This is a genomic window from Methylobacillus flagellatus KT (genome assembly GCF_000013705.1).
Classification (GTDB): domain Bacteria; phylum Pseudomonadota; class Gammaproteobacteria; order Burkholderiales; family Methylophilaceae; genus Methylobacillus; species Methylobacillus flagellatus.
This window is the reverse complement of sequence record NC_007947.1, coordinates 1,755,634-1,770,405: the sequence shown is the minus strand read 5'-3', so window position 1 is coordinate 1,770,405 and position 14,772 is coordinate 1,755,634. Positions and strand designations below refer to the sequence as shown.

At 54.0% G+C, this 14,772-nt stretch carries 17 protein-coding genes; 16 read left to right on the top strand and 1 reads right to left on the bottom strand.

All coding sequences use genetic code 11. The features are described from left to right. The first annotated feature begins 5 nt into the window (after positions 1–5). From tal to fae, 4 genes are all read left to right on the top strand, one after another. The gene (gene tal / locus MFLA_RS08480) at positions 6–956 is read left to right on the top strand and encodes a transaldolase (protein WP_011479877.1); all 951 of its coding nucleotides are present in this window, start codon (positions 6–8) and stop codon (positions 954–956) included. A gap of 147 nt (positions 957–1,103) precedes the next feature. Further along, complete coding sequence (hxlA, locus tag MFLA_RS08475; protein WP_011479876.1) at positions 1,104–1,733, top strand: 3-hexulose-6-phosphate synthase; 630 nt, start codon at positions 1,104–1,106, stop codon at positions 1,731–1,733. A gap of 116 nt (positions 1,734–1,849) precedes the next feature. Then, the gene (gene hxlB, locus MFLA_RS08470) at positions 1,850–2,395 is read left to right on the top strand and encodes a 6-phospho-3-hexuloisomerase (RefSeq protein ID WP_011479875.1); all 546 of its coding nucleotides are present in this window, start codon (positions 1,850–1,852) and stop codon (positions 2,393–2,395) included. Between the two features lie 352 nt (positions 2,396–2,747). Next, positions 2,748–3,284, top strand: coding sequence for a formaldehyde-activating enzyme (fae, locus tag MFLA_RS08465; RefSeq protein WP_011479874.1), 537 nt, complete (start codon positions 2,748–2,750; stop codon positions 3,282–3,284). A gap of 87 nt (positions 3,285–3,371) precedes the next feature. On the opposite strand, the gene MFLA_RS08460 is transcribed toward fae, so the two are convergent. After that, positions 3,372–4,076 carry a HisA/HisF-related TIM barrel protein gene (locus tag MFLA_RS08460; protein WP_011479873.1) on the bottom strand — a complete coding sequence of 235 codons (705 nt, stop codon included), beginning with the start codon at positions 4,074–4,076 and terminating at the stop codon, positions 3,372–3,374. A gap of 37 nt (positions 4,077–4,113) precedes the next feature. Between MFLA_RS08460 and MFLA_RS08455 the strand changes: the two genes are divergently transcribed. The 12 genes from MFLA_RS08455 to MFLA_RS08400 all read left to right on the top strand — a co-directional run bounded on the left by MFLA_RS08455 (position 4,114) and on the right by MFLA_RS08400 (position 14,764). Further along, on the top strand, positions 4,114–5,100 hold the full coding sequence (locus MFLA_RS08455) for an ATP-grasp domain-containing protein (protein WP_195741982.1): 987 nt from the start codon (positions 4,114–4,116) through the stop codon (positions 5,098–5,100). Next, entirely contained in the window at positions 5,093–6,172 is a 1,080-nt protein-coding gene (locus MFLA_RS08450; RefSeq protein WP_011479871.1) for a hydantoinase/oxoprolinase family protein, read from the top strand. The genes MFLA_RS08455 and MFLA_RS08450 overlap by 8 nt, the downstream gene beginning before the upstream one ends. After that, positions 6,166–7,548 carry an aminodeoxychorismate synthase component I gene (gene pabB, locus MFLA_RS08445; RefSeq protein WP_011479870.1) on the top strand — a complete coding sequence of 461 codons (1,383 nt, stop codon included), beginning with the start codon at positions 6,166–6,168 and terminating at the stop codon, positions 7,546–7,548. Before MFLA_RS08450 ends, pabB begins: the two co-directional genes overlap by 7 nt. Beyond that, positions 7,535–8,164, top strand: a complete 630-nt coding sequence (locus tag MFLA_RS08440) for a uridylate kinase (RefSeq protein ID WP_011479869.1) — start codon at positions 7,535–7,537, stop codon at positions 8,162–8,164. Before pabB ends, MFLA_RS08440 begins: the two co-directional genes overlap by 14 nt. A gap of 11 nt (positions 8,165–8,175) precedes the next feature. Next, positions 8,176–8,550 carry a 4a-hydroxytetrahydrobiopterin dehydratase gene (locus tag MFLA_RS08435; RefSeq protein WP_011479868.1) on the top strand — a complete coding sequence of 125 codons (375 nt, stop codon included), beginning with the start codon at positions 8,176–8,178 and terminating at the stop codon, positions 8,548–8,550. 232 nt (positions 8,551–8,782) lie between these two features. After that, entirely contained in the window at positions 8,783–8,986 is a 204-nt protein-coding gene (locus MFLA_RS08430; protein WP_229407036.1) for a Flp family type IVb pilin, read from the top strand. Between the two features lie 12 nt (positions 8,987–8,998). Beyond that, positions 8,999–9,484: an A24 family peptidase gene (locus tag MFLA_RS08425; protein WP_048811650.1), complete on the top strand. Its 486-nt coding sequence runs from the start codon at positions 8,999–9,001 to the stop codon at positions 9,482–9,484. After that, a complete protein-coding gene (locus MFLA_RS08420; RefSeq protein WP_011479866.1) occupies positions 9,472–9,954 on the top strand; it encodes a TadE/TadG family type IV pilus assembly protein in 483 nt (160 codons plus the stop codon). Before MFLA_RS08425 ends, MFLA_RS08420 begins: the two co-directional genes overlap by 13 nt. 42 nt (positions 9,955–9,996) lie before the next feature. After that, complete coding sequence (cpaB, locus tag MFLA_RS08415) at positions 9,997–10,896, top strand: Flp pilus assembly protein CpaB (RefSeq protein WP_011479865.1); 900 nt, start codon at positions 9,997–9,999, stop codon at positions 10,894–10,896. Continuing rightward, positions 10,897–12,258: a type II and III secretion system protein family protein gene (locus MFLA_RS08410; RefSeq protein ID WP_011479864.1), complete on the top strand. Its 1,362-nt coding sequence runs from the start codon at positions 10,897–10,899 to the stop codon at positions 12,256–12,258. Continuing rightward, complete coding sequence (locus MFLA_RS08405; RefSeq protein WP_011479863.1) at positions 12,258–13,514, top strand: AAA family ATPase; 1,257 nt, start codon at positions 12,258–12,260, stop codon at positions 13,512–13,514. The genes MFLA_RS08410 and MFLA_RS08405 overlap by 1 nt, the downstream gene beginning before the upstream one ends. After that, positions 13,511–14,764 (top strand): CpaF family protein, encoded by a 1,254-nt coding sequence (locus MFLA_RS08400; RefSeq protein WP_011479862.1) that lies wholly within the window; start codon positions 13,511–13,513, stop codon positions 14,762–14,764. The genes MFLA_RS08405 and MFLA_RS08400 overlap by 4 nt, the downstream gene beginning before the upstream one ends. Positions 14,765–14,772: the final 8 nt, after the last annotated feature.

Genomic DNA, 14,772 nt, shown 5'->3' with positions numbered 1-14,772 from the left:
GCAATATGGCTAATTTATTCGATCAACTTAAGGAATTCACGACGATCGTCGCTGACACTGGCGATGTAGAAGCGATCAAGAGCGTGAAGCCTTATGATGCCACCACCAACCCATCCCTGTTGCTCAAAGCAAGCACCATTCCCCAGTATGCCCCGCTGATCGATGAGGCAATTGCCTACGCCAAGTCCCAGAGCGGCGACAAGGCGCAACAAATCGAAGATGCTGCCGACAAGCTGGCTGTATTGATCGGCCTGGAAATCCTCAAACATATCCCAGGCAAGATTTCCACTGAAGTGGATGCGCGCCTGTCCTTTGATACCGAGGCCATGGTGCAAAAGGGACGCAAGCTGATCAAGCTTTACGAGGATGCAGGTATTGCCAAGGATCGCGTGCTGATCAAGCTGGCTTCCACTTGGGAAGGCATCAAGGCTGGTGAAATCCTCGAGAAGGAAGGCATCAACTGCAACCTGACATTGCTGTTCAGCTTTGCCCAGGCACGTGCCTGTGCTGAAGCCGGTGTGTTCCTGATTTCCCCGTTCGTTGGCCGTATTCTTGACTGGTACAAGGCCAAGACCGGCGAAACCTACACCGCTGAAACCGATCCTGGCGTTCAATCCGTGCGCAAGATCTACGCATATTATAAGGAACACGGCTACAAGACCGTGGTGATGGGGGCATCCTTCCGCAACACCGGCGAAATCATTGCGCTGGCAGGTTGCGATCGCCTGACTGTATCTCCTAATCTGCTGGAAGAGCTGAAGGCTACCGAAGGCAAGCTGGAGCGCGTGCTGGTCGACAATGGTGTTACCAAGCAGCGTCCTCCCTTGCTGACAGAGAAGGAATTCCGCTTCGATCTGAATGAAGACGCAATGGCAACGGAGAAGCTGGCGGAAGGTATCCGTGGTTTCGTAGTTGATCAGAACAAGCTGGAAAAGGCTCTGGCCGAAAAGCTTTAACCACTTCAATACCCGGATGCCTACGCCTGATTGGCGTTGACATCCGGTTCACTTGGCGATTACCATTGCCGTTCCGCTTTTTTATAAAAAAGTAGTTTTTATTTTTATTAGTAGTACTCAATTCGTAACCCTTTTGGAGGAAGTATCGTGGCATTGACACAAATGGCATTAGATTCACTGGATTTCGACGCAACCGTGGCGCTGGCTGAGAAGGTAGCTCCGCACGTTGACATTCTCGAAATCGGTACACCATGTATCAAGCACAACGGTATCAAGTTGCTGGAAACTTTGCGCGCAAAGTTTCCTAACAACAAGATCCTGGTTGACCTGAAGACCATGGATGCTGGCTTCTACGAAGCCGAGCCATTCTTCAAGGCTGGTGCCGACATCACTACCGTTCTGGGCGTAGCTGATCTGGGTACTATCAAGGGCGTAATCGATGCCGCCAACAAGTACGGCAAGAAGGCTCAAGTCGACCTGATCAACGTTGCTGACAAAGCTGAACGTACTAAGGAAGTGGCCAAGCTGGGCGCACACATCATCGGCGTTCACACTGGCTTGGATCAACAAGCCGCTGGTCAAACTCCATTTGCCGATCTGGCAACTGTTACCGGCCTCAACCTGGGTCTGGAAGTATCCGTTGCTGGTGGTGTGAAGCCTGCTACCGTTAAGCAAGTCAAGGATGCTGGCGCTACCATCATCGTTGCTGGCGCTGCTATCTACGGTGCTGCTGATCCAGCTGCTGCTGCTGCTGAAATCACTGCTCTGGCTAAGTAATCTTTCGCTTAAGCCAAGCTGGAAAAATCCACCATACATAGCTCCCGGAGCTAAGTTGGTGGATTTTTTATTGTGGCCTAATGGAATTTCATCATCGTTTAATTAAGGTGAGTGCTATGAATAAATATCAAGAGCTCGTGGTCAACAAGCTGACCAATGTAATCAATAACACAGCAGAAGGCTATGATGACAAGATCCTGAGCATGGTGGATGCTGCCGGTCGTACCTTCCTTGGTGGTGCTGGTCGTTCCCTGCTGGTTTCCCGCTTCTTCGCCATGCGTCTCGTCCATGCAGGCTATCAAGTCAGCATGGTGGGTGAGGTTGTCACTCCGAGCATCCAGGCTGGCGACCTTTTCATTGTGATCTCCGGTTCGGGAAGCACGGAAACCCTGATGCCCTTGGTCAGGAAGGCCAAGAGCCAGGGCGCAAAGGTCATCGTGATCTCCATGAAGGCGCAGTCCCCAATGGCGGAGCTGGCAGACCTAGTGGTGCCGATCGGTGGCAACGATGCGCATGCATTCGACAAGACACATGGCATGCCTATGGGCACTATTTTCGAGCTGTCTACGCTCTGGTTCCTGGAAGCTACGATTGCCAAGTTGATAGATCAAAAAGGCCTGACAGAAGAAGGCATGCGTGCAATTCACGCCAATCTTGAATAACGACAGATAAAGCTTCTTATTCAGGTGGAAACCCGGATCTGCGTAAGCTGCCGGGTTTTTTTATTGACTGATTTTCGATGTGGCGCGAACTTCTGCCACAAATATCACACTAATTGACCGTTGCCATGCATATGCTCATGCCCGGCTGGATGCATAGATCATCAACAGCGGCGAATACCGATTTTGTATGGAAGCAAATTATTTGCATGGCATTTCACATAGTTTTCATAAACTATGTATAATATTTGCAAAATTTCAAGCTTGACGTTAAACAGACGTAAGGCAGTTGGATGGCATAGCTAACCCGGCAATGTCGACGTGTTTCTACGGAAACTTTATATTGGAGAATGAAATGGCAGTTATTGATCGCGTTTTAGTAGGTGAAGCTCTTGTTGTTGATAATCGTCCTGATGGCAGTGGCCTGGACCTGCTGAACGTAGCTCACATCGATCTGATTATTGGGCCTCGTGGTAGTGCTGCGGAAGATGCTTTCTGCCGCACCCTGACAGACCAGAAGGAAGGCGTGAACGGCTTGTTGGCTATCGTTGCCCCTAACCTGATGGTGAAGCCTGCTACAGTGATGTTCAACAAGGTGACCATCAAGAACGGCAAGCAAGCTGTTCAGATGTTTGGCCCTGCACAGCGCGGCGTGGCGATGGCGGTGATGGATTGTGTTGCCGATGGCACCATTCCACAAGAGGAAGCTGATGATGTATTCATTTCCGTAGGTGTGTTTATCGACAGCCGCGCGGATATGGATGACCGCATCCAGGAATGGAACTACCAAGCTACCAAGCAAGCGATCAAGAATGCTGTTGCACGTGAGCCCAAGGTTGCTGACGTACTGAAGAGCTACAAGGAATCTGCTCACCCATTCCAAGCTAAGTAATCCTTTAGCCTGGAAGGTTCGGTACTGCTACCACGGTACCGAATACGACATAAACGCCCTGATATTTCGATATCAGGGCGTTTTGTTTTAAGAAGCCAGTATTGACTGCAACATGGATTTTTCCAAGTTGCCGTTATGCAATGCGCTGGCAACCAATGCACCCTTAATGCCGCGCTTGCGCAATAACTGCAGGTCGCTCGCGTCACGTATGCCGCCTGCAGCATATAGGTGGTGCTTGGGAGAGAGGGCGCGGAAGTGAGTGAGCTTGTCCATGTCTGGGCCGGCATGGCTACCGACGTGAGGCAGGGACATGATGATCACGTGCTGAGGCCAATGCCTGGCCTCCTGCAATAATTCAGAAGGGCCCTGATACCCTGCTGTAGTGAAGTCCAAGGATAGAATGTGCCTGCCTTCGCATGCTCCTGCAAGCAGGTGCCAAGTTGCAATGCTGGGAATGCTCTCAGTGCCGAGCACGGGACGCAGGCGAGGATGTTGCCATCGCTGCACCTTCGCAACTGAATTGATGCCAGCATCAACCCAGATTTCGAGGGTGGGGTGCTTGGAAAGCAGGGTATGGATGAGAGTGCGATGGTCGTTGCGGCATTGTATGGCGTCCAAATCGGCAATGTAGAGGGCGGGGAATGGGTATAATCCCAGCAATGCACCCACAATCTCTTGCGCCTCACTGCCATTGCAAAGATTGGACACAATCGGCTGGTAATGTGCGCGATTGCCTTGACGCGCATGCACCACGGCACCATTCATCAGATCAATTACGGGTATGACTTGCACCAACACTCCTTTTTCCATGCCTCGGTTACCAACTACAATGCGAATTCTAGTACTTGAATACATTACTGCAGGCGGATTATACCGTGAGCCAATCCCGGTATCGCTGGCGCAGGAGGCTATCTTGATGCGTGATGCCATGCTGGACGCCATGGATGGTGTTCCGGGCGTGGATATTCTTCTGGCACATGATCCGCGCTTGCCAATGCCAACCCATGCGTCGCAGTGTCATGTACTGAACGATGACGATGAGCCCTGGCAAATATGGATGTCGTTGATGGCAGCGGCAGACATGGTGTGGCTGGTTGCGCCTGAAAGTGCGGGCGTATTGCAGCAATTGACAGAGGCGGTGGAGGCCTCCGGTAAAGTTTTGCTTACAAGCGCAAGCGAAGCCGTACGCATGGCTGGAAGCAAGTGGCAAACGTATAGGCAGCTGCATGGCGCGGGCGTGCCGGTTGTGGAAACGATGCAGGCCCCCCATCGCCCTGATTCAGGAAGTGCCTGGGTGGTTAAACCCGATGATGGTGTGAGCTGCGACAACGCAAGGTATTTCCATGATGCTGATGCGCTGGAAAGCTGGCTGCAGAATATCCCGGCAGGTCATATTGTCCAGCCTTATGTGCAAGGATTGCCGGCAAGTCTGACCATGCTTTGCCGGGGCGGCGAGGCGTGGCTATTGGCGTGTAACCAGCAACTGGTTGAGGTTGAGCAGGGCAGGATACGCTATTGCGGTGGGATCGTGAATGGTACTGCCGAACGATGGACGGATTTTGACGAACTTGCTCGCCAGGTTGCCGCTGCCATACCAGGGCTCTTTGGTTATGTGGGCGTGGATTTGATCATCGGCAATGATGGCTGTTTGCATGTCCTGGAAGTAAATCCTAGATTGACGACTTCTTTTGCCGGGCTCCAGGCTGCCATTCACTATAACCCGGCGCGGTTGCTGCTGGACTTGTTTTATAATGAGGACTTCAAGCTGCCGTCTGGTTTGCAGCGCAACCGAATTGAAATCAAGCTGAATGACTGAAACAACCTCTTCCCCCCAACATTATCTCGGTTGGGATATTGGTGGCGCCAACCTGAAAGTAGCCCTCGTGCGTCCGGATGGCATTGCTGTCAAGGTCATCCAGGTTCCATGTCCTTTGTGGCAAGGCATGGATAGACTGGATGCCGCAATCGATCTGGCACTTGCTGAGCTCGGTGGGCCTGGTGGTGCCAAGCACAGCGTGACCATGACGGGTGAGCTCGCGGATATTTTCCCAGACCGGGCAAGCGGTGTCTGGGAAATTGCCTTGCGAACACATGCCATGTTGGGATCGGAACTATGTTTCTTTGCAGGTGCGAGCGGGTTTGTGCCACTGGCCCAGGTGCAGCAGCATGCCAATGCGATTGCGTCGGCCAATTGGCTGGCAAGTGCTGCCTTTGTTGCCACTAAGCTGCAGCAGGGCCTGTTCATCGATATTGGTAGTACCACTGCAGATTTTGTCCTGCTGCATGATGGTCGCCCTGTCAATCGCGGGCAGACCGATGCGGAGCGCATGCAGCATGAAGAGTTGGTGTATACCGGCGTAGCGCGTACTTCCCTCATGGCATTGGCTTCGCGCATCCCTTTTGCCGGACAATGGCAAAACGTGGCGGCTGAACATTTTGCCACCACGGCCGATGTCTACCGACTGACCGGTGAATTGGACCCAGCTGAAGATATGGCAGCGACTGCAGACGGTGCAGGCAAGAGCATGGACGAGACTTGCAGACGTTTGGCAAGAATGGTGGGGCGAGATGCAGACGATGCGGACAAGACAGCTTGGGTGCACTTGGCGCAGGCGTTCAGGCAGCAGCAGCTCGCTATATTGCGGGATGCTGTCCTATGTAACCTTTCGCGCAATGTGGTCCGGCCCGGGGCACCATTCATTGGCGCCGGGGCAGGTGTGTTCTTGGTGCGAGAGCTGGCACAGCAGCTAGGCCACGAGTTCCTGGCAGCCAGCTCCTTGCTGAAGGCGGAATCGGATCAGGCCAGGAATTGGGCGGGTGTATGTTTGCCTGCTTATGCTGTTGCCAACCTTGGCATTACTGCCAACAGTCAGGAGCGCGCATGCTGAGGCACGAGCTTCCCTACCAGGTTGATAGTGCTCCCCTGTTTGCGAAAATAGCGCAACGCCCCTGGGCCATATACCTTGATAGCGGTCGCCCCGGCAACGAATACGGGCGTTACGATATCATGGTCGCCGATCCTGTGATGACATTCACCACCCATGCGGGCGTGACAGAGGTGCGTGGCCAAGAAGGGGTGCAAGCGTCACGTGAAGATCCGTTTTTTCTGTTGAAGCAGGCGTTGCAGCAATATCCGCGACTGCAGTCGGATCTACCTTTTACTGGCGGGGCAGTCGGATATTTTGGCTATGACCTGGCACGGCATATCGAATCCCTGCCCAATCTGGCGCAGGATGGCGAACACATTCCGGAGATGATGGTCGGCATCTATGACTGGGCTGTCATTGTCGATCACGAGAAACAGCAAGCCTGGCTGGTATGCTGTGCCATTGCCGAAGAGCGCAAAGCTGGCTGGAAGTCGCTATGCGCATTGTTTGACGGACATTTCACGCAGCAGGCCAGTAGCTTTGCTATTGAAACACCAGTGCGCTCGAATTTTGATGCTGCAAGCTATCAACATGCGTTTGAACGCATCCAGCGTTATATCCACGAAGGTGATTGCTACCAGGTGAACCTGGCGCAACGGTTTAGCGCAGCGGCCAGTGGTGACGCCTGGCAGGCCTATCAATACTTGCGCAGCATCGGACCGGCGCCATTCATGGCATTCATGAACCTGCCCGGCTTGCAGGTGCTCTCAGATTCGCCGGAGCGCTTTCTTCAGGTCACCGGCCGTCATGTGGAAACCCGTCCGATCAAAGGCACCCGGCCTCGCTCATCTGATGCCGATGAAGATGAGCGCCAGGCAGCCGACCTGAAAAGCAGCCTTAAAGACAGGGCTGAGAATCTCATGATCGTGGACTTGCTGCGCAACGATATCGGCAAGAGTTGCGCGATCGGTTCCGTCAGAGCCGACCGCCTGTTCGTGCTGGAAAGCTATGCCAATGTGCACCATCTGGTCAGCGCCGTGACCGGGAAGCTGGCCGATCAATTTGAGGCTGTTGATCTATTGCGCGGCGCATTTCCCGGTGGTTCCATCACAGGGGCACCCAAGCTCAGAGCCATGGAAATCATCGAAGAGCTCGAGCCGCACCGGCGCGGTATCTACTGCGGCGCCATTGGATATATCGGGTTTGACGGCAATATGGATACCAATATTGCCATTCGTACGGCAGTTTATTCTCACAGGGAAATCCGTTTCTGGGCTGGAGGTGGTATCGTAGCGGATTCGGAAGCGGATAAAGAATATCGCGAAACCTGGGACAAGGCATCAACCATGCTGAAACTCGTTGAACATTTTCGGGGTGACCAAGATGTGGGTAATTAAACTGGGAGGCAGTCTGCTGGGTTCGTCCGAGCTCAATCTTTGGCTTGACGTCGTGGCTCGCCACGGAGATGGTAAGGTGCTGATTGTGCCAGGCGGTGGCATTTTTGCCGATGCGGTACGCGATGCCCAGCTCAGCAGCGGCGTCGATGATGCGACCGCTCATCGCATGGCGGTCATGGCCATGGACCAGTACGGCGTCCTGATGACCGGCTTGAGTCCGCGCCTGGTTACCGCCAGGAGCGAACTGGAAATTGCCGAGCGTGGCTGGCAACATCGCGGCATCGTCTGGCTGCCCAGCGAAATGATTTGCGCCGACGAGTCCATTCCCATGAATTGGGGGATCACGTCGGACAGCTTGGCGGCTTATCTCGCCGCCAAGCTCAATGCCGAACACCTGATTCTTGTGAAATCCTCGCGCCCCGATGCGGATCAGCAAGTGTCGTTGGAAAAGCTGACCAAGGAAGGGTTTGTCGATGAGGCTTTCGGGGATCACATTGCCGGGCAGTCGTTCAACACCTGGGTGGTTGGCCGTCAGGACTGTGTAGCATTCAACGAGGGCTTCAGGGAAGAAGAACTGATGCGTGTAGGTTTGCCGGTGCGTTGTTCGTGGAATTAAAGGAGGCCAGCATGAGCGATGCGGAGCGTACTTATAGTGAAACAGAAATCCAAGCCAGGATAGAGGCCGAGTTGCCACACTGGTATTACGAAGATGGCTGGATACGCCGCAAATACAGGACCAGCGGCTGGAAGGCTACCCTAATGGTGGTCAATACCGTCGGGCACCTCGCCGAGGCTGCCTGGCACCATCCCGACCTGACTGTGTCATACGCGTTCGTCATCGTCAAGCTGTGCACCCATAGTGCCAAAGGCATTACCGACAAGGATTGGGAGCTCGCTCGCAAGATAGAATCCGTGATCCAGTGGCAACCTGCCAAAGAGCAGGGTGCGCTGGAGGGCACGCCCAACGACGACGCCCGCTTCAAATATATCAAGTACGACTGATTTGTAGATTCGATCTTAAGTTTTTCTTCAACTCACATGAACGGCCAGGAGATTTGTCCTGGCCGTTTTTTTTATTTTGCCCTAAAGAAAAATCAGAGACCGCCGATAGACAAAGTAAGATTTTCATATTTTTCATATTTACTGTATTTATCAAAATGTGTATACTGTGCTTCAGTGGCAATGAAAAATTGCCCGGCATAAGTTGAGTGAGTAGTTAAAAGGAGAGATGGACATGTTTGCAACGATGAAACAGTGGCTTGTGAATCTTTACTTGGACGAAGAGGGTGCGAGCGGCATTGAATATGCCTTGATTGCGGCCATGGTGGCTGTCGTAATCGCAGGATTGTCTGGAAATGTGCGTCAAGCAGTGACCACAATTTTTACTAACATTAGTAATGCTCTTACTACAGCTGCTGGTCCATCTTCCGGGGGCTAACAAATGCTAATCATGCTCTGTATCTGGGCGGGATCGCTGGCTTATTATGATTTCTCCCAGCGACGCATTCCCAATCTGCTCAGTTTGGGAGCATTGATCTTTGGCCTCGGCTATATGTCGGTAGCCGGGCAAGTCTTTTACTACGGTCAACCCATATCTTCTGCCTTTTGGGGTTTGGCCGTATCTTTTCTTCTAACGATTCCCGGCTATGCCACCAGAACATTGGGTGGTGGGGACGTGAAATTGCTGGCGGCGATTGCTGTGCTGTGCGGAGTGAAAGTGGTAGTGGCGACCTTTGTGCTGGCATCGCTGGGTGTATTGGCGGCATTGTTGGTCTGGTGGCAGTTGAGCCCGCAATTGAGTACTTCAGGCTGGGCAGCGGTCAGCAGGGAAAGCAACAACCGGCGCTATATCCCGTTCGGGGCGGCGCTGGCGTTGGCGATGGGTATTGTCGTCCTGTTTCCGGACATGTGGAGGATGGATTCATGGCATCTATAACAGACATACTGAACAGACATGTACCAAAGCGTAGGCAATCTGGCGCAGCGGCGATCGAGTTTGCCATGTTATTTATGTTGTTCTTCACCTTGTTTTACGCCTTGGTGACTTATGCCATCGTGTTTCTCCTGCAATCCTCTTTCATCTATGCAGCCTCTGAAGGCGCACGTTCTGCTATTGCCGTGGATCCAATGACATCGAGTAATGTGGGCACTGCCATCACGGCAAGGGTGAGGGGCACGGTAGGCAATACATTGGCATGGTTGCCGGACAACATCCGGGAACGTGTGTTGGGCGATGGTAACAGCAATGTCATGGTGGATATGGCGGGCAATAGCGTGACGGTGCGGGTGGTATACCCCAATTACATCACCAATCCGGTCATCCCCATCCTGAATATTCCTGGCTATGGGCCGATGCTGCCCATGCCACTGAACTTACAAGGTAATGCCAGCATTAATTTAGCCTGAGTCTGGCGTTACCGCTGATTTCAAGAGCGGATCATCATAATAATGAGCGGAAATGCATTAAGGATCACAGCAATCCTTTTATTTATCGGGGCGGTATTGGTGGGTTGGTATGGCATTCGGGCAGGTCATCAGCCCGAAATCCAGGCGCCAGCTCCCTTACCTGCGGTGCTCTATCCTCTGGTGGTGGCACGCCAGGATATTCCGGCCGGGCATGTATTGTTGCCGGAAGACTTGGCCTTGGAGGAGAGCGAGAGCCAGAATCCATTGGCTTATAGTGCTACAACGGACTTGGTGGGGCGCATGGTGGAGAGCAGCATAGAGAAAAACGCTCCCATCCTGTCCAGCCACTTTGCGCAGCGCGGTCCGGCCGCGCAATTGCTCAAGCATGGTGAGCGCGGTGTTGCCATCAAGGTCGATGAAGTCGTTGGTGTAGGCGGGTTTATCCAGCCCGGCGATCATGTTGATGTGCTGGTATATATCAACAGTAGTAACGGTATGACCACGGATAGTTCTGCGCAGTCCATCCTCAGGGATGTACGCGTGATCAGTTACGGTGATGCTCTGCAGCAGAATGTCTCCTCCTCAAATGTCTCCCCCGGACCTGCTTCGATGCTTGCTGACAATGGCAGTACCAGCAAGCCTCAAGCATTGAGCGGACATTCTGCTGTCATTGCCGTCAAGGAGGAAGATGTCTCACGCCTGATGCTGGCTGCCAGTGGCGGCACCTTGCGCTTGTCCTTGCGGGGCGCCAGCCCGGATGTTGCAAAAAAATCCAGCGACTTGGTGCGGTTATCGGAAATCACCGGGTCGCAGCAACCAGTCAAGGCGCCTTCGCTGCCCAAGGTCGTAAAGGCGGCGCCAACCAAGAAAAATGCCGGTGTGGTCAACGTCATTGTCCACGCCGGTGATAAGACGGAAACAGTCAGCTTCGGGGGACAGTAAATGGCTGCATTCAATTCACGGGGAATATTGACCTGCATCGCCGGGCTTGGCTTACTCTTTTTCGGTCAATGGCTCCAGGCCGAGGAAATAATGGTCAGCATGGGGCAGCAACGGCTCTACGAGCACACCGTTACACTGCAGCGTGTCGCCGTCGCCAATCCGGAAGTGCTGGCGGTCACGCTGACGAGCCCTAAAACCATGATGATCGTGCCCAAGGCAGTGGGCGCCACTGAAATCAGCCTGTGGGATAGCCAGTCAGTTCAGCCCAGCAGGGTATTGCAGGTCAGCGTGACGCCTTCGCTCGCGCTGGAGGGTCAAGGCCTGAAGGCGGCTGATGCCGCAGGTTTGCAGGTTGAAGCTGCAGGGAACGGCCTTGCCTTATCAGGGGAGGCCCGCTCGCTCGAAGAACATGCCAGGGCGCTGGAATCCTTGCAGAAAGAACGGCAGGGTGCCTTGGATGTGACGAGCAGCGAGTTTGATAGCCATGTGCAGATCGACATCAAGGTGGTGGAAGTCAGCAGGCAGAATGCGATGCGATTTGGTTTCCTGATGGGGAAAAACAATAGCGCTAGCAGGGATGGTTTCGGTATCGTAGCCTCGCCAAACTCATTTTCAGGAGTCGAAGCTGGCAGTGGCGGTTTCGATTTTTCGAGCACTTCTGGGTTCCTGCCGGTCTTGAATGCTTTTAATGTCGTATTCGGTAACCATGGTTCTGGCCTATTGGGGACACTCAGTATTCTGGAGGGCAATGGTTTTGCCTATACCCTCGCAGAGCCTTCCTTATCTGCCATCTCGGGCCAGACTGCCACCTTTCTCGCCGGGGGCGAGTTTCCTGTCCCCATCCGTACAGGGGGCGGCTCCGATAGTGCGATCACGATCCGTTACAAGGAATATGGTGTCAGGCTGATGCTGACGCCGACCATTCTCAGTGGCGAGCGTATTTTTCTCAAAGTGGCGCCCGAAGTCAGCGAACTGGATTTTGCCAATGCGGTGCAAACCGGCGGCGTGGCGGTGCCCGGGCTCAAGGTCAGGCGCACGGAAACCAGCGTGTCGCTAGGCAACGGGGAAAGCTTCGTGATCAGCGGCATGGTGAGCCGCAATACCATCAACAACATAGACAAAGTGCCTGGGCTGGGCAACATCCCAATCATCGGCGCTTTCTTCAGCTCCAAGCGTTTCGACCGCGAGGATAAGGAGCTGCTGATGGTCGTGACGCCGCGCCTGGTCCGCCCGATTGCCCGCAATGCCGAATTGCCGGCCCTGCCTGGGAGTGAGCTCAAACACTACAAGCCGTCATTCAGCGAGTTTTTCCTCTCGCGTGATGCTTATCCGAAACCAAGCTCAACAGGGATGTCACGCTAATGCACGATAGCCGAAATTACATTGTGGTCAGCAATGGTGATGAATGCATACGCTGGCTCAGGAACATTTCCGATCACTCCAGCAAATTCATCTTCGTGGAGGAGCAAGATATCCACAAGGTGATGCAGTTGGTAGATGCCGTAGACATCAACGCAGTGCTGTTGCATATGCGCTCGCAGGATTTCCGTCAGGAGGTCGCTTTGTCGCCGGCATTCTTGCAGGAAATCGCCTTTATCGAAGAAATCAGCGCCACCCGGCCTGACCTGCCGGTGCTTGCCATGGCCGATACGGCGGATGGACAACTACTCCTCACGATCATGCGTGCCGGTGCCAGGGATTTCATCCGTGTTGGCAGCAAGGAAAACGAGTTGCTTGCCATTCTGGGCCGTTACAGCCTGCGCAACACCATCAGGCGTGAGCAGTCAGCGCCGCAACCTTCGTCAGGTAAGATTACGGCCGTCATCAATGCCCGGCCCGGCCCGGATACGACCATGCTGGCCATCCACTTGGCCCAGGCAATGCAGGAAACCGAGTCTACGCTTCTGGTAGACCTGGGCATTCCGCATGCGGATAGCCTGTTATTCATGGGCATGCAAGGAAAATACAGTTTCGTGGACGTGATGCGCAACCTGGCGCGGGTGGATGCCACCCTGATTGATACCGGGTTCGCGCGTCATGGTTCCGGGCTGTCGGTACTATCCATGCCGGAGGAGCCTGGAGACGATTTTCAGATTTCACCTGCCGATATCTATACGGTATTGCGCACGTTGAGAAAGCATTTTTCTCAGGTAGTGATCAACCTAGGCGGGGTGACGCGCGTGGATTTTCTGCAGTTATTGCTGTCTGCCGTAGATCGCACCATTCTCGTGGCAGAGCAGAGTGTGCCGAGCTGCAAACGCAACTACGAGTTGCTGCGTGCCTTACGCGCACAGAACCTGGAATTGCAGAATACCGGCCTGGTGCTGGATCACTATCTTCCGCGCCTGCTTCCGGATGCCGACAACATTGCCAGCTCCTTTGACTTGCCGCTCCTGGGTCTGCTTCCGCCCTCGGGAATGATTCGCCTTTCTTCGGTTAACACCGGCGACAGCATATTTGAGTTGAGCTCTAAAAGCCAATATGCAACCAAGATACGTGAGATCGCGCAAGCCCTGCAGGACGACAAGGCAAAATTCTCCCGCAAGCAAGGGCTGGTCGCCAGCTTGCAACGCTTGTTCAGCGATTGGCACCTCTCTAGGTCCAAGTTGCAATCATGAGACTCTCTGAATACCGGCTGGACCTCAAGGCCGTGGAGCAGTCGCAAGACACCAAGCTCCTGCTGCACAGCTATTTGATCGCGGAGATCGAGCAGGATCGAGCCGATCTTGCCAACATGTCGCGCCAGCAGATGATGACCTATGTCAATAGCAAGGTCTACCGCTATGTGGCCGAGAAACAGCTCGTGGTCAGTGCCTACGAGTTGGAGAAGCTGACCGAGGAAATGGTGGATGAGCTGGCTGGATTCGGCCCCTTGGAAACACTGATCAAGGATGACAGCATCAACGATATTCTCGTGAATGGTGCCCGTGATATTTTTGTCGAGCGCAAGGGCAGGCTCGAGAAGAGCCAATTGCGCTTCATTGATGATGAGCATGTGTTGCGCGTGATACGCCGCATTCTCTCGCCACTGGGCCGCCGAGTGGACGAGGCCAGCCCCACTGTTGATGCGCGCCTGCCGGATGGTAGCCGCCTAAATGTCATTATTCCGCCTCTGGCATTGAACGGACCTTGCATGTCCATCCGCAAGTTCCGCAAGACGCCCATCCTTGGTAATGACCTCCTGGCGTACGGCACATTGAACTCGCAGATGCTGAGCTTTCTTACCAATGCCGCCCAGAGGCGTGTCAACACCATCATCAGCGGCGGTACCGGGGCGGGCAAGACCACATTGCTGAATTTCATGAGCCGCTCGATTCCTCCTGGCGAACGTATCGTCACGATCGAGGATGCCGCCGAACTGAGGCTGGAGCATGACCATGTGGTTCGTCTGGAAACCCGGCCACACAATCTCGACGGGGTGGGGGAGGTATCCGCACATGACTTGGTGCGCAATGCGCTGCGCATGCGCCCGGACCGCATCATCCTGGGCGAGGTGCGCAGCAAGGAGGTGATGGATATGCTGCAGGCGATGAATACGGGGCACGAAGGATGCATGAGCACTGTGCATGCCAATAATCCATCAGATGCTTTGCTGCGTCTGGAGACCTTGGCTGGCCTTGCAGGATTCCAGGGAGCCGAAGCCACTTTGCGCAAGATGATTGCAGCAGCGATAGAGCTGATTGTGCAGGTTACCCGTATGCCGGACGGACGCCGGCGCATCACCTCGATTGTCGAGGTGGTCGGCTTGCGGGATGACCGGTTTGTGACCAATGAACTGTTCAGCTATCAGGTTGAGCAGGAGCAGTTTGTCAGCCTGCAAGTCACTCCGAGCAACCCCAAGCTACGCGGAGCGCTTGCCTTCAGCTAGGAGGAGTC